This window comes from Haliscomenobacter sp. (assembly GCF_040403615.1).
In the GTDB taxonomy this organism is placed as follows: Bacteria; Bacteroidota; Bacteroidia; order Chitinophagales; family Saprospiraceae; genus Haliscomenobacter.
In genome coordinates, this window is record NZ_JBBAKG010000017.1 from 58,010 (window position 1) to 80,891 (window position 22,882).

Consider the following 22,882-nt stretch of genomic DNA (forward strand, 5'->3'; position numbering starts at 1 on the left):
AAAGTCATTTGTTTTTCCTCGAACAGGAAGAAATCCCGCCTTTTTATCGATATTGTAATCACTGCATTTATGGTTGTTCAAGAATCCGTAAAACGCAAAACTTCCGTTTTGTTATGAAGCATTTGATTTACACTGTCTCGATATTGGCTCTTTGCTCGATGCTGGGTTCTTCCTTGTATGCAAAAACAGAGAAACCCACCAGCCATTACTTCTCAACCCGCCTGGTTGAAGACACAACTGTTGTTGCCTGTGAAGATGCAGATACTGCTTACAGCACCTGGTTCAACACCTTGCAGTTGCAAGTGGTATTGCCTGCCCAACTCAGCGGCAACACCGTCACCATCTCGCCAACACCGCCGGAAACATTTACGTTTCGAGGCCCTTGCAATGATACGTTACGGTTGACCTTTACGGTCAAAAATGGTGGTGGCACCCAAATATCCAATGCGACTTACGTGTTTATTGTGCAGGATACCTTGGCGCCACGAATCGTTTCCAGCATTGCAGATTCTTTGATCCTGGGGTGTAAAGATCTTGTGCCGGATTCTTCTACTGTCAAAGTCACCGACAACTGTGCGCTCGATACCGTCATTTACAATCAAACCATCCAGGGCAGTGGCAATTGTGTGTTTCGCCGCAAATACATTCGCACCTGGAGGGCCATTGATGCCTGTGGCAATCGCAGTGATTACCGACAGGTTATTGTCGTAACCGATAATGATGCCCCCGAATTTGGGCGATTCCCTCGGGATACCACCCTTTCTTGTAGCGCTTCCATTGCTCCAGAATCACTGGGGAGGCCGATATTGAGAGACAATTGCGACCTAAATCCCGTATTGAGTTTTACCGATGAAATAGTACCGAATGTAGACCCCAATTGCAAGCGAACTTACGAATTGCGCCGCTTGTGGAAAAGCGAAGACGCTTGCGGCAATAGCGCCGTGCGCAGACAAATCATCAATGTGGTGGACAATATTGCGCCAACCTTTACGCCACCACGCGACACCATCATCGATTGCCGTTTTGCCGAAGATCCTCAGTATTCAGGCAGGCCGCGCAACATCCGCGACAATTGCAGCAATTTAACCGCAGCGAATCTCAGCTTCAGCGATGTACTTCAAAATGGCACCTGCAACAACAACTACATTGTGCTGCGTACCTGGAGACTTACGGATAGCTGTGGCAATTTTGTCACCGCTCCTCAACGCATTGAAGTAATAGATCGGACGGCGCCTGAAATTACCCGCGCTCCGATTAATCTTATTTTAAATTGTGATGCCAATCTGGACGCCGAAGCGCGCTTCATTACCTGGATCAACACTTTGGGCAATGCTCTGGCAGTAGACAACTGTACCACTCCTTCGTCGGCTCTGCGCTGGATTCTGCAAGACGCCCGAAGCAACGGACAGGTTACGTTTCCGTCTTTAAGTTGCTCAACGGGCAGCAAGGTCATTCTAGAGCGGAGGGTACGCTTTATCGTAGAAGACGAATGTGGCAACCGCGATACCGCAACGGCGATTTTTCAGGTCATTGACGATCAGGCACCCGAATTGAGCAATTGTCCCGCAAATGCAGCAATCAATACCGACCTGGGTTCCTGCACCGCCAGCTTTACCCTACAGCCCCCCCAAGTAGAAGACATCTGTCGCTTTGCTGCACCAACGAAGGAAAACCTTTTTTATGGTTATTCGATCAATAAAGGCCCAATTAAAACCATACCAGGTTTTGTCCCCGTGCAAGTGACTTTAAATGCCGGGGTCAATTTGATTGCCTATTACGTAAGAGATTGTGCTGGCAACACCGATTCTTGTAGCTATACCGTCACTGTTCGCGACCGGGAGCGACCTGAGATTGTTTGCCCCAGTGATTACAATCTGGTATTGGCCACCGGAGCTTGTACGGCACCACTTACCCTACCCAGACCAGTTGTAACCGACAACTGTAGCCTGGCAGGCAGTTACAATCGGACTTTGCCCCTGGATAGCGCCAGCGCATTTTTGACCTATACATATACTGCTATATTGAACAGTTATCTTGCTGGAGGCAAATTGTTGCGTTATGATGGCGTAGCGCCCAATGCCACCGGGGATGCAACAATCATAGTAGACTACAAAGGGGATTTCAATTCACCCAACGCTATATTGGAAGTTTTTGGAGAAAATGGCCGTTTCTTGGGCAGTTCAAAAGAAGGTGATGCCTCTTGTAGCCAGGCGGGTAAACTCATTTTGAGCATTCCCCGGGATACCTTCAATCGCTGGGCCGCAGATGGAATCATCAATCTGCGCGTAGCGCCACGGCGCATCAGCACTCCATCGGGTCGACCAGGGGAAGGGGTCAATCCTTGCAACCCCTCCGCAATTGTCAATGATGGAGATACAGATAGGAAGGGTTATATTTTTGCCAATTTAGCTTACCCCAGCATTTTGCCAACTTATTATGCCCAAGGCGTGACTGCACTTACCCCTACGCGCATGCCTGTTCCGCCAGACAGTGTTCGCGTGCAATTTGCCGTAGGCGAAACCCGGGTATCTTATCTGATTCTCGATTCCAGTGGCAATGCCGATACTTGTACCTTCAAAGTAACGGTAAGAGATGCTGAACTTCCAATTGCCAAGTGTAAAGCCACTACCCTGTTCATCAATCCCTCTGGATTGGAAGCCGAACAAGTAAAAGCCAGTGAAATCGATGCCGGAAGTACCGACAATTGCAGTATCGCCAACCTTACGTTAACTCCCAGCACGTTTACCTGTACTCAGGCAGGGTCGGTTCAAAATGTTACACTTGCGGTAACCGACCGCGCGGGCAATGTGGCCAGGTGTTCCACCATTGTACGCATTGAAACCGAGCGCCCGGCTCCTGCAGCCAATTCTGGTCTTTGCGGAAATGACACCCTTTCCTTGTACGCCAATCCACCAATTGCCAATGGTGGAACCGTATTTACCTTCCGCTGGACGGGGCCAAACGGATTTACCTCCAACTTGCAAAACCCAATCATCCCCAGGGTAAGCTCGCGCAATGCAGGATCCTATTCCGTCGAAATCACCGGAATCACCAACTGTAAATCTACGGGTGTGGTAGAAGTTTCCATCGAAGACCTACCCGTAACTCCTAGCCTTTTGTTGACCAAAGAAAATTATTGCGCCGACGAAAACATCATTCTAAATTCTTCCATTGCGCCATCTGGCACCAATGTAACTTACCGATGGTACAAAGGGGAAGCGCCTAATGGTACACTGATCAGCCAAACGATAGTGCCCAGCTTTACTTTGCGCGCACCCCATGCCGAGAGTCAGGAAAATTATTACCTGACCATTGAATCGGCAGGTTGTGTGTCATTGCCATCTGCGCCCAAAATGATCCGTATTTTCAAAAAGCCCTTGGCGATTCCCAAAACAAGCAGTTATTCGCTGTGCGAAGGACAGTCCATTGTGTTGGGTACCGAAGTAGCCGGGCCAGGCATCACCTATTTGTGGACGGGCCCCAATGGATACAGCTCAACCAGCCAGTTTCCCCTGGCCATTACAGCCGCAACTGCTGCCAATGCTGGAGTGTACACCCTGGTTATTTCCCGCTTCAATTGTACCTCCGATCAAGCCTTCATTCCTGTGAGTATAGTGCCCCGCCCGCGTCAGCCCCAGTTGACCTATTCTGGCGCGATCTGCGAGGGGGGCAAAATTACCTTGCGCACCAACTCAACGGCATCTTTGTATACCTGGGTAAGCCCTAGTCTGGAAGAGTTTCGGACCAGCGTACCCAGCTTCGACATCAACAATACCAGCAATGCCCAGGAGGGAAGCTGGCGTTTGTACCTCACGACTCAAGAATGCAGTTCGGATCTTTCTCTTGCACAGGAAGTGATCGTTTATGACAAACCCAAACCCAAAGCCTCTGCTACTCCTCCCAATGTTTGTGAAGGCAGCCGCCTCGAATTGCGGGTTACCCCCGCCACCCCTAATGCTGCTTTTCAATGGTCGGGGCCAAACAATTACAGTTCGGTAGGCAATACCGTTGCGATTGAAAATACCCGCCAGGTCAATGCAGGGCGCTATTTGGTAAAAGTTACCAGCATTGAAGGTTGCGTTGGCATGGATTCTTTAGTGGTAGAGGTAATCAACAGCATCCGCATATTCAATGTCACCAACAATGCCCCGCGCTGTTTGCCTGGGCCTACTGACATTACGCTATCGGCCAATTTTTTTCCACCAGATGACGGCAATTTCCGCTACAGCTGGACGGGGCCAAACAACTATACTTCCAACAAGGCTCAGGCTGTACTTCCCAACGCAACCCAAGCCAACAGTGGCAATTATTCGGTGGTCATCACGACTGCGGGAGGTTGTGCATCAGAAGCAGTAAGTACCCTGGTCAATGTGACAGATCCACCGCTGACGCCGATGGCGCCCAAGCTTTCGGAAACGACCGTTCAACCTTTATGTGCAGGAGGCGCCATTACCCTGTGTACCAATGCGTATCAGGGCAATACCGTAACCTACAACTGGATCACGCCTACCAAGGGCATCATTTTGAGCAGTACCCCTTGTTTTTCTATTCCCAAGTCTGCTGCGGATGATTCGGGGATTTACTCGGTATTTGTAAGCATCGACGGCTGTAATTCACGAGAGTCTGGAGAAGTACTGATCGAAGTTACGCCCAAACCCTCTATCACCGCATCAACCAGTGGCCCCGTTTGTCAGGGACTGCCTTTTAAATTGAAATCTACCTTTGTGCCAGGTGCACAATACAATTGGAGTGGCCCCAACTTTAGTTCTTCGCTGGTCAATCCAGTTGTACCTGAGGCTGACTCAGCCCAGCACGCTGGAATTTACTCCGTTTTTGCAACGCTGAATGGCTGCAAATCAGTAGTAGCCACTACCAAACTCGAAGTATTACCGGGGGCTCGACGGCCCTCAGTGGTGGGCAATAGCCCTTTGTGCATCAGCAGCCCAGGTACCCGATTGCGCTTGTCATTGCGACCAGGCACCGCCACACCTGGCGCTTTGTACACCTGGAGTGGCCCCAAAGGAGTGCTGGGAAGCAGTTCCACAACCGATTTTGACTTAACCGATTTCAGCAATTATGCCGAAGGAATCAATGCCTTCACCGTACAAGCTACCCTGGGGGTTTGCAATTCCAAGGCATCGGAGCCATTCCCGATTTTATTCAGCAAAGTCCCCGGTGGACAAGCGTTTGCTGGCGCAGATCAATTGGGCTGCGAAAAAGTACCGGTCACGCTGAATGCGCAAGCGCCTGGACAAGGAACGGGGGCATGGAGCCTGGTAAAAGGAGACACTACCGGAATCCGTATTGTAGACCCAAGTCTGGCAAAGACCTTGGCCAATGGCCTTAAAGGGGGAAACATGTACACTTTCCGCTGGTCGCTTTCCAATGGTGCCTGTACCAATTATTCCACCGACGACATCAATGTTACGGTTAGCAAACCGGATACTTCTTTTGCGGGAACAGATATTTTGGCTTGTTTTTCCAGAGAAATTAAACTGAACGCCAAGCCTTCCACTAATGCACCGGGTAGCTGGTCGCAATCGGAAGTACAAGGCTTATTGGGCGTGACCATTCTGGACACCAATTCACCCAAGACAGGCGTAACGGGAATGCAACCCGGCAACTTGTATGCTTTTACCTGGACACTTCGCGCTGGCGGCTGTGGCAACATCAAAGATGAAGTGCTGGTACTCATTTCTGATCCTGGGCCGTATGCAGGGATGGATCAATCCATCTGCAATACCGAATCCATGATTCAACTGGATGCCGACAAACCAACAGATGGCAGTCGGGGACGCTGGACGAGCCTCACTCCCGGAGTCAGCATTCCCAATCCGGATGAAATCAATGCCCAGGCTCGCAACCTTAAAGTAGGAAACAATCTTTTCGTTTGGGAGGTCGACAATGGCATTTGTGGCAAAGACTCCAGGGATACCGTAATCATCACTTACAAGCGATCACCCAAAGCGGTAAAAGATCAAGTGGTAGGTGGGTTTGGGGTAGACGTTCCTATCAACGTGCTGCTCAATGATACCATTCCGGCCAACACACAGGTTAAGGTAATTCGGGAGCCCTTCAATGGTGTATTGGTGGCCAAAGGTAACGGTTTGTTCACCTACACCCCGCGCACCAATTTTGTGGGCAAAGATAAATTCACGTACGAACTCTGCAGTGTAGGGTGTGATTGCTCGCAGGCAGAAGTTGAAATTGAAATCGGGGCAGACATCAATTGCAAAATACCTTCGGTGATCACCCCAAACAACGACCAAATCAACGACGTATTCACTATTCCTTGCCTTTTGGATGCCAGTCAGTATCCTGAAAGTCAGGTTGTCATCTTCAACCGATGGGGTGATGAAGTGTACCGTTCTGGAAAACCGTACAAAAACACTTGGTCGGGTACCTACAATGGGGAGGATTTACCGGCAGATACTTATTTCTACATCGTCAATTTTGGAAAAGGAGAAAAACCAAAGAATGGATTTTTAGTTATTCAGCGATAAATTTCCCGGCGAAATCTGCGGGACAAACAAAACGGCTATGAGGAGAGTTTACCTATTTATCGTGTGCATAGGATTGGGATTGGCAGCAAAAGCGCAACAAGAAAACCAGTTTACACAGTTCCAACACTACAAGTTGGGATTCAATCCTGCTTATGCTGGCAACGCCGAAGGCATCTCTATTGCCGCATTGGTGCGCAGTCAATGGTTGGGCATCAAAGGGGCGCCTCAAGTGCAACTGTTATCGCTGAATATGCCAGTACTCAACAACAGGGTGGGGATTGGCGCCAATTTCGCCCGTGCTTCGATCGGCGTAACCCAGCAATACACCGCTGAGTTGGCCTACGCCTACCGCATCCCAGCCCCTCGTGGACACCTCAACCTCGGGCTGATGACTTCGATTCGCAATTTTCAAATGAATTTTGATGCCTTGCAAGGCTCTCAACCTTTGACCAACGACAGCGCTATTCCGGTAGGTTTACAGAGCAAGTATGTTCCCAATTTTGGTGCAGGTATTTATTATGATGCCCAGAATTTTTACATCGGTGTTTCTTCTCCCCGATTGCTGAACGTGAATGTGGATCTGGCGGATGGAAATGGGACGATCTCCCGGGAAGTGCCGCATTTTTTTTTGATGACAGGGGTACTTATTCCCTTGGGCGCAAAGATAAAATTTCAACCACAAACCCTGCTCAAGTACGTCAAAGGTGCCCCCTTTGATGCAGATGCCAACTTGAGCCTGATTTTCAACGACCGCCTCACCGTTGGGGTGTCTTACCGGTTGGGGGGTTCTCGTGTGACGGGTTTAGGCGAAGCGGTTTCGGGGATGTTCAACGTACAAATGGGCAAAAACATCATGCTGGGTATGTCTTATGACGCAACTTTATCGGAGCTGCGCAGGTACAACAACGGCAGCGTAGAGGTGGTACTCCGGTATTTCATCAATGGTCGGAGTTCAGGGGATGTGATTTATGAGAATCCACGGTTCTTTTTTTAACGAAAATATGTTTTTTTTCGTTATCTTTCTAAATATCCGTTTTCAACCCAATCCCTATGTACCGCATCTACACTGGAATATTTTTCCTTATGCTGATTGGCCTGAGTGACCTTAATGCTCAAAATGCTGCCGTAACGCTTCGCAATTGCACCCGCATCAATAGTACTGCACTGGAATTTTCCCCCGCTTTTTATGGCAACGGAATGGTTTTTGTGACCACCCGAAAGCGAACGGGGGAAGTAGATAAAGTTACCGGTGAGACCTATTTTGAATTGTTTTACGCCGATTTTGACGAGGATGGAATGCCCACTCATCCAGAACCTTTTTCTGCTGAACTCAATTCAGATCGGCACGAAGGGCAAGTGAGTTTTAATAAGAGTTCTGATAAAATGTTCTTCAGTCGCAACAACATCAGCAAGGGCGTGCCACAAGCGGGCAAAGATGACACAGTGCGCATGCGGGTTTATGAGGCATTCAAAGGGCCTTATGATTGGGAACGGGTACGGCCATTGCCCTTCAACAACCTGAACTATTCCTATATGCACCCTTCGTTGAATTACGACGGAACGCGCTTGTTTTTTGCTTCCAATATGCCCGGAGGTTATGGAAAAATGGACATCTATTTTGTAGACTGGGATGGCACTAGGTGGTCAGAACCCATCAACCTGGGGCCGGAGGTCAATACTTCCGGCAATGAGGTATTCCCTTACATCCACGACAACGGAGGCTTGTTTTTTGCCTCAACCGGATTGCGAGGTTTGGGAGGACTAGACCTGTACATGATCGATTTGAGTGGGGCTGAATGGGGCAAGGTGGTCAATTTAGGGCAACCCTACAACTCTAAAGCCGATGATTTTGGGCTGATTTTAGACAAAGAAAGCACCCGAGGCTTCTTTTCCTCCAACCGCAATGGAGGAGCCGGAAAAGATGATATCTACGCCTTTGAAGCTCCCGCGGGTTTGCAAGGACTAAAACCAGTGGTGCAGGTTTCGCTGCGCGTTGCGGCCATTGACGAAGAAAACAATGCAGCGATGCCCAATGTGAATGTACGCGTGTTTGAACGCTCCACGGATGGATTGATCAAGGATGGGAATACCTACGCCGCGACTTTGGTCCCAACTTCGGATCAGTCTCAGGAACTGATCATGAAACTCAACCGTAAAAGCGATGACGAATTGGGCAACCCAACCGCAGTTACTGGCCGCGATGGCGCGGCTACGATCTCTTTAGCGGCCAACCGGGAATACGTCATTTTGATTTCCAAAGCGGGCTTTAAAACCCAGGAGCTTTCTTTTTTCCCAAAAGCTCAGACCTTGAAAAACACCTTGGAGGTTCGGATGGAACACATCAATTGCATGCCATTACACGGGATTGCACTGACGGATAAATACGACAAACCCATTCCCAACGCCAAGATCAGGGTCATCAGCAATTGCAATGGCAAAGAGGTCTTGCTTACTTCCAGTTTGGATGGCAGCTTTGAATATTGCCTGGATTTAGGCTGCACATATACCATTTGGGCTGAAAAATATGGATTCAAACCTACCCAAACCCAGCTTTCTACCGAGAATGTACGCGGAAGCCGGTCTTTTTCTATCAGTATGCGCCTGGCTCCGATCAATGATGAGGTGATGCGAAAACCCCTTGCCGAGGGTACCATTATTGTAATGGAAAACATTTACTACGATTTCAATAAGGCGGCTATCCGTACTTCCGATGCCCGCGACCTGGAAGCTTTGACTCGCCTCATGCTCAAATACCCTACGATGGAAGTGGAGTTGGGCGCACACACGGATTCTCGTGGTACCAGTGAATACAACATGCAACTCTCGATTCGTCGCGCGGAAGCAGCCAAAGAATTTCTGGTGCGCAAAGGCGTTGCCGCCAATCGCATCCGGACAACGGGCTTTGGTGAAACCCAAATCCGCAACCACTGTAAAGACGGGGTAGACTGTGTGGAGAAAGACCACCAGTTCAATCGCCGTACCGAAGTGAAGGTCTTGAAGATCAATGAAACGGCCTTGTACGAAGTGAAACCGGGTGGGAATTGATACCCCGTTCTACAAATGCGATGTCATCAACAAATCCAGATTGGTGTATTTGATTTGGAAGCGTTCGCTTAGGTACTCATTGCACAGACAACCTTTGTAGGTGTAAACTCCATGCCGCAGGCCAGGATTGCTAAACAGCAATTGCTCCATGCTGCTCGCTGATCCAGACCGCAATAAAATCGAGGTCAGGATATTGCTGATGGCCATGGAGGAAGTGCGGGGCACTTGAGAGGCAATATTGGGCACACAATAATGAATGATGCCGTGGCGGATAAAAGTTGGTTTATCCAATGAAGTCACCTGCGAAGTTTCAAAACAGCCGCCTTGATCGATGCTCACGTCCACAATGACGGCTCCAGGGCGCATCCGCGAAACCATTTCCTCACTGACAATAATCGGAGCACGGCCACTCTTAGAGTGAATGGCCCCAATGGCCACATCTGCGGTCAACAACTCCTCATTGAGGTAATACGGGTCGATGGAGGAAGTATACAATTGGCGGCCTACCTGGTTTTGCAGGCGTTTGAGCTTATAGATGTTGTTGTCAAAAATGCGTACTTCTGCGCCAAGCCCCAAGGCTACGCGGGTTGCGTTTTCGGCCACAATGCCTGCACCCAAAATGACAACTTTGGAACTAGGTACACCAGAAATTCCCCCCAACAGTACACCCTTTCCACCACCAGTACTGGTAAGCAGTTCGGCAGCAGTAAGCATGGCGCGAATACCGGCCATTTCGCTCATGGTGCGCACTACCGGGAAGTTGTCCAAATCGTCTTTGATGTATTCCATGGCCAGGGCGATCACTCGCTTTTGGCGCAATTTGTTGATGTATTCACCCGATATGATGGGCAGATGCAATGGCGAGATAAGGATTTGATTCGGGTGCATCAATTCAATCTCTGCCAAGGTAGGCGGAGCTACTTTGAGCAAAATTTTGGCCCGAAACACTTCTTCTTTGCTGTGTGCAATTTCAGCTCCCGCTTCAGAAAACTGGTGATCTGTAAAATGCGCTTTTTCACCCGCTCCACTTTCAACCACAATCCGATGGCCGTAGCCCGTCAGGATAGAAACCGAAGAGGGAACCAGCGCTACGCGGTTTTCTTGCAAGGTACTCTCCTTGGAAATGCCAATGAATAGTTTTTCCGGGCGCTGTTGGACATCCAACATTTCCGGTTGAGTCTGATATTGGAAGTCGGTTAACGACTTGGGTATGGCGATGGCGGATCCGCCATTTCCTTCTTTTCCACCACTCATGTTTCAGAAAATAAAACGGGCAAATGCCTCGATGTAAGGCTTTGGCCCCTTTGGGTTCTCACAAAAATAACATTTTCCGCTGGGAATCGCTCAGAATTTCCAAATGAATCCGCAGGGTATCTTCCGGTAGCAGTGGTTCTACGATTTCTGGCCACTCTACAAAGCAGTATTGCTGGCTGTATAGGTAATCTTCTACTCCAATGCCCAGCGCTTCATCAAAACTGCGTAGGCGGTACAGATCGAGGTGATAAGCCGATTGAGCCTGGCCACTGGCCGCATCCAGATAGGGGTATTCGTTCACAATTGAAAAAGTAGGGCTGGTTACATGCGATTTTACGCCCAGGGTTTTGCACAAACCCTGAATAAAAGTCGTTTTGCCCGCGCCAACTTCACCGGTAAAAGCAAAAACCCGCACTTCCGGGAAGGTCTCTAACAATTTTTGGCTGTATTGTGGGATTTCTTCCAAATGCTCAATCTGCCACTCCATCGGCTCAATTTTAAAGGTATGCACAAAAATAAGCAATAATCAAATACCACATTGGATCAATCAAAAGTCAGTAGAATTCCAAAAGCTATGATTTATGGTATTTTTAAATATCTAAATGACTGATTTATTTGTATTTAAAATTGTATCATTCCGGTTTTTTGTGCATTTTTTTCTTCTAAATACCATACTTTTCTGTATCTTTGCAAAATGGATATGGTAAAAGAGACGGAAGAGAATCTACACGATGATTCTAATGGCGCCGATGATTACGGCGCGAGTAACATCCAGGCACTTGAAGGCTTAGAAGCCGTTCGGAAACGACCTGGGATGTATATTGGCAGCACAGACTCCAAAGGGCTGCACCACCTGGTTTGGGAAGTTGTGGACAACTCCATTGACGAGCACCTCGCCGGTTTTTGTACGTCCATTGATGTGACTGTTCACGAAGACAACTCAGTCACCGTAAAGGACGATGGTCGCGGTATCCCTACAGGCATGCACCCCAAGCTGAAAAAATCAGCATTGGAAGTAGTCATGACGGTGTTGCACGCCGGTGGTAAGTTCGACAAAAACACTTACAAGGTTTCGGGTGGTTTGCACGGTGTGGGGGTTTCCTGCGTCAACGCGCTGTCTGACTACCTTCGAGCAGAAGTGCACCGAGAAGGCAAAGTTTTCGTTCAGGAGTTTGCCAAAGGCAAGCCACTGGGCGATGTACAAATCATTGGAGATTCCCCACTGCACGGTACAACCATCACTTTCAAACCGGATGGTACCATCCTTGAAGACCTGGTGTACGAGTACGATATCCTGGTGCGCCGGGTCAAGGAACTGTCTTACTTGAACAAGGGCTTAAAGTTGAGCCTGACCGATGAGCGTACCGGCAAAACCGAGTCTTTCCTTTCAGAAGGGGGCTTAAGAGAGTTTGTAAAGTACCTTGATGGGGCCAAGAAGCCATTGCTCGACGAACCGATCTACGTCATGACCCGCAAGGACGACGTAGAGGTGGAAGTGGCCATGATCTACAATGAGTCCTACCAGGAGAACATTTATTCCTACGTCAATAACATTCACACCCGCGAAGGGGGAACCCATGTTAGGGGCTTCCGTATGGCTTTAGCCCGAGTGTTTAAACAATACGGCGAAGACTCTGGGGCTTTCAAAAAGCTCAAAGAAGAGATTTCTGGTGAGGATTTCCGGGAAGGCCTGACCGCAGTCATCTCGGTGAAGGTACAAGAACCACAATTCAAAGGCCAAACCAAGGGCGAATTGGGCAACTCCGAAGTGACCACCATCGTGTCGCAATGTGTAGGGGATGTGCTCAAAAACTTTGTGGAAGAAAACCCCCGCGAAGCCAAGCGCATCGTCGAAAAAGTAATCCTGGCAGCTACCGCTCGCCATGCTGCGCGCAAAGCCCGCGAAATGGTGCAGCGCAAAAACGTACTGACTGGCGGTGGATTGCCTGGCAAATTGGCCGACTGCGCTTCCAAAGACCCCTTCGAAAGTGAGGTATTCCTGGTAGAGGGAGATTCGGCGGGTGGTACAGCCAAGCAAGGCCGCGACCGCAACATCCAGGCCATCTTGCCCTTGCGAGGAAAAATCCTCAACGTGGAAAAGGCCATGGAGCACAAGATCTACGAAAACGAGGAAATTAAGAATATTTTTACCGCACTCGGTGTAAGCATCGAAGAAGATGAAAACGGCGACCGCATCCTCAACATCGCCAAGCTGCGCTACCACAAAGTGGTGATCATGACGGATGCCGACGTGGACGGTAGCCACATCACCACGCTGATCCTGACTTTCTTTTTCCGCTACATGCGCCCACTGGTCGAAAATGGCAACGTGTACATTGCCGCTCCACCATTGTACCTGATCAAAAAAGGCAAACAAGAGCGCTACTGCTGGAATGAAGAAGAGCGCAGGGCAACCACCGAAGAGTTTGGTGGCTCCAACGAAAACAGCGTCAAAGTACAACGATACAAGGGTTTAGGCGAGATGAACGCCGAGCAACTCTGGGAAACCACCATGGATCCCGAGCGCCGCATACTCCGCCTCGTCAATATCGACGATGCCATGGAGGCCGATCGGGTTTTCTCTATGCTGATGGGCGATGAAGTGCCACCTCGCCGCCAGTTTATTGAAGAAAATGCGAAGTACGCAAATGTGGATGCCTGATCTCTTTTAAAGTTCAGGCTTGGTTAAAATAAAAAAGAGGGTTTTAGGAACATTGTATGAACCTAAAACCCTCTTTTTTTAAACCCTAAAACCTTAAATTTTAATTGCCGCAGCTGTCCTTCAGGGCAATCAATTCCTCCTTCGTAGCCACTGTTTTCACCGTGCCATCTGTCAACGTTACCTTGATTGGGAAAACCAATGCAGGACGTACAGTAGAAGTAGGATTGTTCTTGCGCCAGTTTTGCAGAATGGTGTGCAGTGCATCGTGATCGGCAGCAGCAACTACCGTGCTGTTAGGCAAAGTTACGCTTACAGGAAAGTTCAGTTTGAAGCAGTTCTGACCGCGATCGCCAGGCTTGTGACCTCTTCCTTTGCCACGACCTTTGCCTGGGCCACCCTTAGGCGCACAAGTTGCCAATAAGGCTTTGAATTCAGTTTCGCTTGCAACGGTGGCCAGTGTACCATCTTTCGCCAACACATCCAATGGGAACACCAGGGTAGGCCGCTCAGTAGCACTTGGGTTGCTTTCTTTCCAGGTGCGGATGGTTTCGCGCAGGTTGTCGTTTGAGGTCACTTTTGCAGTAGTACCATCCGCAAACTTAATGCTGATCGGGTATACAAATTCGAAGCAACTGCCACGACCGCACTGGCCATCACGGTGCAGTGAATCCATCGCACCCAGGGTGAAGTATTCTTCTGAGGTAACATCAAGGCTGCTTTTGTCGCAGGATACCATTCCAATCATCGCCAGGATAAATGCAACACCAGCGAAATTCTTCATCAATTTGATCATGGAAAACAAGTTTTAAACGTTGATTAATGTCTTTGTTAGGAAAAGCCGGAGATTTGTATTTTGTACTCAGCGAAAACTCTTAAAAAAACGTTAATAAAAAATGAAAACCATTTTAGAGAAATACGCCGATCTTTTGGTGCACTATTGCATGGAGATCAAACCCGGAGACAAACTCTTTATCAAAACCACCATTCTGGCCGAGCCGTTGGTGCGTGAAGTCTTTCGTTCGGCCATTCGCGCCGGCGCAATGGTGGAGACCGACCTCGAGTTTCGCGAACAGAACCGGATTTTTTTTCAGGAAGCCCAAGCCCCCCAACTGAGCCGGGTATCGCCCCTGTACAAATTGGCCATGGAGACTTATGATGCCTATTTGCACATTCGGGCACCGTTTAACCTCGGTGAACGCAATGGCAGTACTCCTGAGAAAAGCAAAATTCACCAGCAAGCTCATCATGCTGTTGCAGATATTTATTCTCGACGAACGGCAACCCGAGAACTCAAGCGCAACCTCTGCCAGTTTCCCACCCCAGCCAGCGCCCAACGGGCAGGGATGTCCTTGGAAGAATACGAACAATTTGTGTACGGCGCGTGCAAATTGTATGACACAGACCCCATCGAAAGTTGGATTAAAGTGCGGCAAAATCAACAACGCATAGTTGACTTTCTCAACAATAGTTCGGATATTCACTATCGCGGAGAAGGCATTGACCTAAAGTTTTCGACCAAAGGGCGAACCTGGATCAACTCAGACGGACAAACCAATATGCCCTCTGGAGAAGTCTATACCTCACCCGTTGAAGATTCGGTCAATGGCGTCGTGCGGTATTCGCTCCCGGCATTGTACGGAAATGAAGAAGTGGAGGGTGCAACCCTTTATGTCAAAGATGGTTTTATAGAAAAATGGGAAGCGACTAAAGGTGTTGAAGTGCTGGATCGGGTTTTCAAAATTGAAGGCACCCGCCGATTTGGAGAAGCGGCCATTGGCACCAATTACGACATCAAGCAGATGACCAAAAACATCCTCTTTGATGAAAAAATTGGAGGTACGGTACACCTGGCCATTGGACAGGCTTATTTGCAAACGGGAGGCAAAAACCAATCGAGTGTGCATTGGGATATGATTACCGATATGCGCACCGGAGGAGAGATTTTTGCCGATGGTGAAAAAATTTACGAGAGCGGTAATTTTTTAATTTGAATGGAATTTTATCTTTGCCTTCCCGATTAGCAATTTTTGTACTATTTTCGGGTTGTATTGCAAAAAATGGCTAGAACACTATCATTCCCATTTAGGGAAAACATAATGCTGAAAACATCATTCGAGATCACTTAACAAAATTTAAACTGAAACCGTGAACAGAAGTATAGCATTCCTGGAACTAAAGTATGGCAACATCTATGGGGGTTATCCTAACTTTTACGCTATTAGCGAAATCGCACTACTGGTATTCGAAACGGGTACCAACAAGATTTTTCTAGAGAGTTGGATGAATGGAGCCAACGTAGACATTGTAAATGTTTATTCCAAAACGAACGAACTCGGCCATACAGTAGGGCGCGCTAAAGAGGTTATCAACATGAAAACCAAACGCCGCAAACCCTACGATGAAGAGTTTAAACTGGACGAAGAGCAATTAAAGGAAGAATTCCACAAACTTCGTCCTTCCAAACTACCGATTAAGAACTTTTTGATTAAAAACTTCCGGAAGTACAAATTCCGCGATGTCATCGTTTTTGATGGCCGCCGGGACGTCTTCCTTTGCGAGCGCTCTGGAGCCAACTTCATGCGCTACAATGTAGTGGACATTCAAAAAGACCTTAACAAAGAAACGGATTATCTTTTCTCCCTGAACAAGCTCTCTGTAGTTTGTAACTTCGAGATGGATCAATCTTATCTGCGCTCTAATAACCTTGAATATTGGTTGCATCCGATTGCAGCCCGCCAGATCGTACCCAAATCAGCTGCATATGATGCCGCTCGTTTGATGATGATCCACAATGAATACATGTTCCACCACAGTGACTTTTTGATCAAAGCACAGTTGGTACTGAACCGTATTCAAATTACCAAGTAATTTTTGATTCTTGAATGATAGTGTTATAGAGAGAGCCTCTTGCGGTGCACTGCAAGGGGCTTTCTTATTTTGTGGCGTGGGGGATCACTACCTCGGCACCTCAATTTTCCCCAAAATATCCTTGATCACGTCCTTCGTCTCGTATCCTTCCATTTCCCGTTCGGGTTGCAGGATGATGCGGTGATTCAGCACCGGATAAGCCATGTATTGAATGTCTTCGGGCGTCACAAAATCTCGGCCATTGATGGCGGCAATCGCTTTGGAGGTTCGCAAAATGGCCAGTGAAGCCCGGGGCGAAGCACCCAGGTACAAGTCGCCGTGGCTGCGCGTTTGGGTCACGATGTGGGCAATGTAATCCAGCAAGTTGTCTTCGATGAAGACGGCTTCCACCAAATCTCGGCATTGTTTGACCAAGGCTGGTGACATCACCTTCTGCACTTCTTTCTCCAGATTAACCTTGGATTCCTTGCGGAAACGCCGCAAGATGTCTTTTTCTTCCTCCAGATTGGGGTAATCGATGTTGATTTTCATCAAAAAGCGATCCAGTTGCGCTTCGGGCAACTTGTAAGTACCTTCTTGCTCGATGGGGTTTTGGGTGGCCATCACAAAGAAGGGATAATCCAGCTCATAAGTAGCGCCATCTACGGTTATTTGTGCTTCTTCCATCACCTCAAACAGGGCGGCCTGGGTTTTGGCTGGAGCACGGTTGATCTCGTCAATCAGGACGATGTTGGCAAATATGGGCCCGGCTTTGAAGAAAAATTCTACCGTTTTTTGGTTAAAAACCGCCGTACCGATGACGTCACTTGGCATCAAATCGGGGGTAAACTGAATGCGCGAAAACTCCACATCCAGGGTTTGTGCCAGTAATTTTGCGGTGAGGGTTTTAGCAATACCGGGTACACCTTCCAACAGCACGTGGCCATCTGCCAGCAAGGCAGTCAACAACAATTCGATCAATTCCTGTTGTCCAACAATCACTTTGCCCAATTCCTTGCGTACCGCATCAATGGCATTATTGACTACGCTCAAATCCAGGCGGTTGCGGCCCCAATGCGGGGTAACGCTCGTTTCGGGAGTAGGCACAATTGGAGTGTCCGTTGTACCTTCCTGGTTTGCTTCGAATGCCTGCTCCGCAGGATTTGGGTTCATTTCTTCTGGCAATGACATCATTGATCTTGGTTTATGAGCCTTTCGGCTGAGCGCATATCGCTTTGGCTATATGTGCGTTATTTGCAAGTTTTGTAAAAATATTCAATCTGCTGGTGAAAATCCACCAGGGCTTTTTCCTGAATTTCAGGAGCGTATTCAATTTTCGTGTGCATCTCCAGGATGTACTTAATTTTTTCGAGGCTTACTTCCGATCTCAGGTTGAGTTGAGTAATAAAATCCTCATGCAAATCACGGGTTTGTAGTTTATAACGATCCCGCACAAATTGCAGAAAAAGTTTCATCGTTTGGAGTGCCAATTGGCGGTGGCTGTTTTGCAAAAAATACAATCGGCCAATGGTGCGGATAAACGCCAGCGAATTATTCTTGTTGGCAGGCAGCACCGGAATGATGCGCTGTCGCCGTTTGATCCGAAACAAAAAATAAAGCAATGTCGTGGCGAGCAGGGTATACCAGGCCCAGGCCAGTGGTGGCTGGCTCAAAACATAGCTGAGCGGACTGGGGCGATTGAAATCACGGCGGGGCCTTCCCCGTCCACGGTCATTCATGCGTTCAGCCGACGTACGATTCAATTTGTTGTGACAGTCCCAATAAATGGGGCCTTTATTCAACTGCGCAAAAGTCCGTTCAGCATAGGCTTTTCCTGATTTTTTGATCAAAAAAAGATTGGTAAAAAAAATGGGATTGCTGTGCAAATACAAATTGCCCCGACCATGTTGAATGCGTACAAAATTGACTTTGGAGTTGTTGATTTTGCCCAATGCAACCAAGCCTTGAGGGGCGTTACAGAAAGCAGATTTATCAAAAAAATGCCAATCGTACAGTTTTTCAGCTTTGATGTTGCGGTATTTAAAATAGAAACCGCCCCGTTGATGCAAACTGGGGTGTAAAAAATTGGCATTTACGACCGAGTCCTGGTAATAATTCAGGTCGCCCCAGTTTTCTTCACTGCAGTGCCGGGCTTCCAGCTTTTCAATCAGCTTGTAGGGCAAGACCTGGGTTGCGATGAAGGCGTCATTGCCGTTGGCTACAAAACGCAGCAACGTCTGGGCGTCGGCAGAATCCAGGTAATTTCCTGCGCCAACAAACACGTAACTGGATTTACGAGAGGGGTTCGTCGGCAGGGTTTTGTTGAGTTTTTTGGTCAGGAGTTTGAAATCTGCTGGTTTTTCCTGGGCCTTCAGCAATTTGAATAGCACCATCAGCCCATAAGGCGCATTGTTTTGCTCTTTGTAGTGTTCGTTCCAGGTATAATAACGGGTTCCATTGGAATTGAACAAGTAGATCAGCAAGCCCCCCATGAGCAAGCCTGTAGCGATAAAGATGAAGTTTCTTGAGCTCATAAGGCAACTTTATCGCTGGGGGTGACAGATATGCTTGGCCTTCGATTGTTTAAAAACGCAGTAAAGCCTGGTTCTATTTCCTCAAATTGGGGGCGGGTCAATGCTTGTCCGCCATACCGAATCCGTTCAAAAATAAGGGTGAGCATCCGAAACTCTACCAAGCGCGGCGAAGTAGCCATCTCCTGCAAATATTGTCGATTGGTTTTGTTTTTGCGCCAAACAATCGCTCTATCTCCAGAAAGCTGTTTGAGGATTTCCAGGTAATAGAGTCGAACGGCCAAAGAAAAATTGTTTTGATCAATGGCTTGACGGATGAAGGGAAGCAACTCCGTTTCTTCCAAATTTGCCTCAATGTCTTCGATGCTTAAATTTTCAAGGGTTAGTTTTTTTACCGCGACGTTGCGGGGCGCATTCAAGTAATGCCTGATGATCAAACCCAGAATCGTTGCGGCCAACAAAATGACGAAAAACTTGAGTAATGCAGCAACGCCCGAGCCCAATGCAGGCCAATTGAATGACTTTGCCTTTCGCTTAGAGGTAGTCTTTGGAGGCGGTTTTCTTTTGATCGTGTAATCCAGGTCTTCAATGGAAGCATTCCAGGTACTTTCGTCAAACTGCTGTGGTTGAATGGATTCCGAGAGGTATTCTTGTTGCTGGGTATTGGCATCGGGATTTTGTGCAAACCCTGGATGGGCTGCCACAAAAGCTAAAAAAAGTACAATGGCTACAGAGGTTTGATGCCGCATAAAAGGTTTTCGTTCCCTCATTGCTGTCTGTGGGAATAGAGCAATAAGTGCGTTTAGCTTCAAAAATAAGTATTTCTTTTCAGTTAAAACTGATTTTTTAGGAATAGCAAGCTGTAGATCGATCATTTTTAATCCATGAATTTTTATTTACCTGTACATAAATCACTTAGCTTTATTTACCTTTGCGGGCAATTTGGAAACGAGTAAGCCATGCCTAAGGACAATTCAATCAAGTCGGTACTGATCATCGGGAGTGGGCCCATCATTATTGGTCAGGCCTGTGAATTTGATTATTCCGGATCCCAAGCTTCCCGCTCTTTGCGCGAAGAGGGAATCGAAGTAACCCTCATCAACTCCAACCCTGCAACCATCATGACCGACCCGGTCACGGCAGACAACGTGTACCTGCTGCCCCTGACCGTGGAAAGCATCATCCAGATTCTGGAGGAACGCCAAATCGACGCCGTGTTGCCCACTATGGGCGGTCAAACTGCCCTCAATCTGGCCATCGAAGCCGATAAAATGGGGGTTTGGGAAAAATACGGGGTCAGGATGATCGGGGTTGATATTGCTGCCATCGAGTTGACCGAAAACCGCGAGGCTTTCCGGCAGCACATGATCGATATCGGACTGGATGTAGCACCATCCCAAATTGCCAACTCTTTTTTAGAAGGAAAAGAGGCAGCCCAAAAGATTGGTTTCCCGCTGGTGATTCGTCCATCGTATACCCTGGGTGGTTCTGGCGGTGGATTTGTGCACAAGGAAGATGAATTTGATGCGGCCTTGCGCCGGGGCTTGAGTGCATCCCCTACCCACGAAGTACTGGTAGAAAAAGCTGTTTTGGGATGGAAAGAGTTTGAGCTGGAGTTGCTGCGCGACATGAACGACAGTGTCGTAATCATTTGTACCGTGGAAAATTTTGACCCGATGGGCATCCATACCGGAGACAGCATCACCGTTGCTCCGGCCATGACCCTTTCGGATACTGCCTATCAAGATATGCGCGACCAGGCCATGCTGGCCATGCGTTCACTTGGCAATTTCTCTGGTGGCTGTAATATCCAGTTTGCACAGGATCCCGTAACCGAAAAGTTCATCGTGATCGAGATCAACCCTCGGGTATCGCGTTCTTCGGCCCTGGCCAGTAAAGCTACCGGCTACCCGATTGCTAAAATTTCGGCGAAACTGGCACTTGGCTACCAACTGGACGAACTCAAAAACCAGATCACCAAAACGACCTCGGCATTTTTTGAACCTACGCTGGACTACGTAATCGTCAAAATGCCGCGCTGGAACTTTGATAAATTCCCAGGGGCAGATACGACGCTGGGCTTGCAGATGAAATCGGTAGGCGAGGTGATGGCCATCGGGCGCAACTTCCTGGAAGCGCTACAAAAAGCTTGTCAGTCGCTGGAAAATGGACGCAAAGGCTTGGGCGGCGACATCAAGGAATGGGTCAAAGTAGAAGATGTACTCAACCGCCTCGAAGTGGGTACCGAAGACCGGATTTTCCGCATCAAGGATGCCATCCGCCTCGGGGTTCCGTTGCAAACCATTCAAAAGTTGACCAAAATTGATCCCTGGTTCCTCAAGCAGATCAAGCGCCTAGTCAAATACGAAAAGCAACTGCTGAAATACAATGTACCGGAAGACCTCCCCGTAGATTTTTTCCGGGAACTCAAAGAAGTAGGTTACTCTGATGCCCAGATCGCCTGGACGATGCGGGTCAATGAGGAAGATGTAAAGAAGGTGCGATACAAACGCAATATTCGCCGTACGTATAAAATGGTGGATACCTGTGCCGCTGAGTTTGAAGCAAAAACACCTTATTATTACTCAACTTTTGACAGCGAAAACGAAAGCATCCCTTCTGATCGAAAAAAGATCATCGTTTTGGGTTCAGGCCCCAACCGCATCGGGCAAGGCATCGAATTTGACTATTGCTGCGTACACGGTCTTTTGGCCATCAAAGAAGCAGGCTTCGAAGCCATCATGGTCAACTGTAACCCCGAAACGGTTTCGACCGACTTTAACATGGCCGACAAGCTTTACTTCGAGCCCGTTTTCTGGGAGCACCTCGAAGAAATCATCGACCTTGAACAACCAGAAGGGGTAATAGTACAGCTGGGTGGACAAACTGCCCTCAAACTGGCTGAAAACCTCTATAAAAAAGGTGTAAAAATCATCGGCACCAGTTTCCCGAATATGGACTTGGCCGAAGACCGCGGCGCATTCTCCGACCTGCTCAAATCCGAAGGGGTGCCTTACCCCGACTACGGCGTAGCCGATGATGTGGATGACGCCATCCGCATTGCCCACGAGGTGGGTTACCCGGTTTTGGTGCGTCCGAGCTACGTATTGGGAGGCCAAAACATGCGCATCGTCATCAACGACGAAGACCTGGAACGCCATGTACTGAACATCTTCAAGCACATGCCCGACAACAAGGTTTTGGTAGACCACTTCCTAGAGCGCGCCAAAGAAGCCGAAATCGATGCCATCTTTGATGGCGAAGACATCCACATCATGGGCATTATGGAGCACATCGAGCCAGCGGGGATTCACTCCGGCGACAGCTCGGCGGTTTTGCCTACCTACAGCCTTTCGGTAGAAGCGGTCAACACCATGGTGGAATACGCCGGAATCATGGCCCGCGCGCTCAACATTCGCGGCTTGATCAACATCCAGTTTGCCATCAAAGACAACCATGTATATGTGATTGAAGCCAACCCACGTGCTTCACGTACTACTCCCTTTATTGCCAAAGCCTATAAAGTGCCTTACCTCAAAATTGCCACCTTGGTGATGCTGGGTACGCACAAACTAAAAGACTTCGACATCAAGCCACAACCGAGTGGCTACGCCATCAAAGTTCCCGTATTCAGTTTTGACAAATTCCCGAATGTAGACAAACAATTGGGCCCAGAAATGAAGTCAACGGGTGAGGAGATTCGGTACATTAAAGACTTAAGTGATCCGTTCTTTAGAGAATTGGATCGGAATCGGTACATGTATTTGACGCGGTAGAATTGGGGATTCGCGGCCGTATGGTATACCGCATACCTGATTGAAAATACTTGGTTATAGAGATTTGATAAGCGCTTGTTTGGGGGAACTGAACAAGCGCTTGTTGTGTGTGATGGTTACTCACTCACATTACGCAATACGCTGTATTTGGGTCGTTTCAAACGATAAATTTCTACGAATTTACTGAGTAGTTGAACTGCTTTTGAATATTTGTCACTTTTTGTCTGATACAAAAAGTAACCAAAAAAATCAAGGCTGTATTGA

General features: G+C 48.2%; 13 protein-coding genes. 7 read left to right on the plus strand and 6 right to left on the minus strand.

Annotated features, from left to right (window positions below):
• Positions 1-113: 113 nt before the first annotated feature.
• From ABW391_RS07920 to ABW391_RS07930, 3 genes are read left to right on the plus strand one after another with little or no spacing between them, the layout of a single operon-like run.
• A complete protein-coding gene (locus ABW391_RS07920) occupies positions 114-6,503 on the plus strand; it encodes a T9SS type B sorting domain-containing protein (RefSeq protein WP_353481310.1) in 6,390 nt (2,129 codons plus the stop codon).
• Positions 6,504-6,540: 37 nt separating this feature from the next.
• Entirely contained in the window at positions 6,541-7,497 is a 957-nt protein-coding gene (locus ABW391_RS07925; RefSeq protein ID WP_353481311.1) for a PorP/SprF family type IX secretion system membrane protein, read from the plus strand.
• Between the two features lie 56 nt (positions 7,498-7,553).
• On the plus strand, positions 7,554-9,548 hold the full coding sequence (locus ABW391_RS07930; RefSeq protein ID WP_353481312.1) for an OmpA family protein: 1,995 nt from the start codon (positions 7,554-7,556) through the stop codon (positions 9,546-9,548).
• Positions 9,549-9,557: 9 nt separating this feature from the next.
• Here the strand turns inward: ABW391_RS07930 and ABW391_RS07935 are convergent, their stop codons facing one another.
• Both ABW391_RS07935 and tsaE read right to left on the minus strand, forming a co-directional pair.
• Entirely contained in the window at positions 9,558-10,802 is a 1,245-nt protein-coding gene (locus ABW391_RS07935; RefSeq protein WP_353481313.1) for an alanine dehydrogenase, read from the minus strand.
• Between the two features lie 58 nt (positions 10,803-10,860).
• Positions 10,861-11,289 carry a tRNA (adenosine(37)-N6)-threonylcarbamoyltransferase complex ATPase subunit type 1 TsaE gene (gene tsaE, locus ABW391_RS07940; protein ID WP_353481314.1) on the minus strand — a complete coding sequence of 143 codons (429 nt, stop codon included), beginning with the start codon at positions 11,287-11,289 and terminating at the stop codon, positions 10,861-10,863.
• 207 nt (positions 11,290-11,496) lie between these two features.
• On the opposite strand from tsaE, the gene gyrB reads away from it, so the two are divergent.
• A complete protein-coding gene (gene gyrB / locus ABW391_RS07945; protein ID WP_353481315.1) occupies positions 11,497-13,464 on the plus strand; it encodes a DNA topoisomerase (ATP-hydrolyzing) subunit B in 1,968 nt (655 codons plus the stop codon).
• 100 nt (positions 13,465-13,564) lie between these two features.
• Here gyrB and ABW391_RS07950 read toward each other — a convergent pair whose 3' ends face one another.
• A complete protein-coding gene (locus ABW391_RS07950) occupies positions 13,565-14,257 on the minus strand; it encodes a hypothetical protein (RefSeq protein WP_353481316.1) in 693 nt (230 codons plus the stop codon).
• A 100-nt stretch (positions 14,258-14,357) separates the two neighbouring features.
• Here ABW391_RS07950 and ABW391_RS07955 point away from each other — a divergent pair, with 100 nt between their 5' ends.
• Positions 14,358-15,455, plus strand: a complete 1,098-nt coding sequence (locus ABW391_RS07955; RefSeq protein WP_353481317.1) for an aminopeptidase — start codon at positions 14,358-14,360, stop codon at positions 15,453-15,455.
• Positions 15,456-15,609: 154 nt separating this feature from the next.
• Positions 15,610-16,332, plus strand: coding sequence for a hypothetical protein (locus ABW391_RS07960; protein ID WP_353481318.1), 723 nt, complete (start codon positions 15,610-15,612; stop codon positions 16,330-16,332).
• Positions 16,333-16,419: 87 nt separating this feature from the next.
• On the opposite strand, the gene ABW391_RS07965 is transcribed toward ABW391_RS07960, so the two are convergent.
• The 3 genes from ABW391_RS07965 to ABW391_RS07975 are packed head-to-tail and all read right to left on the minus strand — an operon-like array spanning position 16,420 to position 19,591.
• Complete coding sequence (locus ABW391_RS07965) at positions 16,420-17,502, minus strand: AAA family ATPase (RefSeq protein ID WP_353481322.1); 1,083 nt, start codon at positions 17,500-17,502, stop codon at positions 16,420-16,422.
• A gap of 59 nt (positions 17,503-17,561) precedes the next feature.
• A complete protein-coding gene (locus ABW391_RS07970; protein ID WP_353481319.1) occupies positions 17,562-18,845 on the minus strand; it encodes a DUF4350 domain-containing protein in 1,284 nt (427 codons plus the stop codon).
• Positions 18,842-19,591 (minus strand): DUF4129 domain-containing protein, encoded by a 750-nt coding sequence (locus tag ABW391_RS07975; RefSeq protein WP_353481320.1) that lies wholly within the window; start codon positions 19,589-19,591, stop codon positions 18,842-18,844. Before ABW391_RS07975 ends, ABW391_RS07970 begins: the two co-directional genes overlap by 4 nt.
• A 210-nt stretch (positions 19,592-19,801) precedes the next feature.
• On the opposite strand from ABW391_RS07975, the gene carB reads away from it, so the two are divergent.
• A complete protein-coding gene (carB, locus tag ABW391_RS07980) occupies positions 19,802-22,618 on the plus strand; it encodes a carbamoyl-phosphate synthase large subunit (RefSeq protein WP_353481321.1) in 2,817 nt (938 codons plus the stop codon).
• Positions 22,619-22,882 lie beyond the last annotated feature (264 nt).

Bases quoted from the DNA above. Each gene is read 5' to 3' on its own strand.
- ABW391_RS07920 (WP_353481310.1), top strand. From the start codon at position 114: ATGAAGCATTTGATTTACACTGTCTCGATATTGGCTCTTTGCTCGATG.
- ABW391_RS07925 (WP_353481311.1), top strand. From the start codon at position 6,541: ATGAGGAGAGTTTACCTATTTATCGTGTGCATAGGATTGGGATTGGCA.
- ABW391_RS07930 (WP_353481312.1), top strand. From the start codon at position 7,554: ATGTACCGCATCTACACTGGAATATTTTTCCTTATGCTGATTGGCCTG.
- ABW391_RS07935 (WP_353481313.1), bottom strand. From the start codon at position 10,802: ATGAGTGGTGGAAAAGAAGGAAATGGCGGATCCGCCATCGCCATACCC.
- tsaE (WP_353481314.1), bottom strand. From the start codon at position 11,289: ATGGAGTGGCAGATTGAGCATTTGGAAGAAATCCCACAATACAGCCAA.
- gyrB (WP_353481315.1), top strand. From the start codon at position 11,497: ATGGATATGGTAAAAGAGACGGAAGAGAATCTACACGATGATTCTAAT.
- ABW391_RS07950 (WP_353481316.1), bottom strand. From the start codon at position 14,257: ATGATCAAATTGATGAAGAATTTCGCTGGTGTTGCATTTATCCTGGCG.
- ABW391_RS07955 (WP_353481317.1), top strand. From the start codon at position 14,358: ATGAAAACCATTTTAGAGAAATACGCCGATCTTTTGGTGCACTATTGC.
- ABW391_RS07965 (WP_353481322.1), bottom strand. From the start codon at position 17,502: ATGTCATTGCCAGAAGAAATGAACCCAAATCCTGCGGAGCAGGCATTC.
- ABW391_RS07970 (WP_353481319.1), bottom strand. From the start codon at position 18,845: ATGAGCTCAAGAAACTTCATCTTTATCGCTACAGGCTTGCTCATGGGG.
- ABW391_RS07975 (WP_353481320.1), bottom strand. From the start codon at position 19,591: ATGCGGCATCAAACCTCTGTAGCCATTGTACTTTTTTTAGCTTTTGTG.
- carB (WP_353481321.1), top strand. From the start codon at position 19,802: ATGCCTAAGGACAATTCAATCAAGTCGGTACTGATCATCGGGAGTGGG.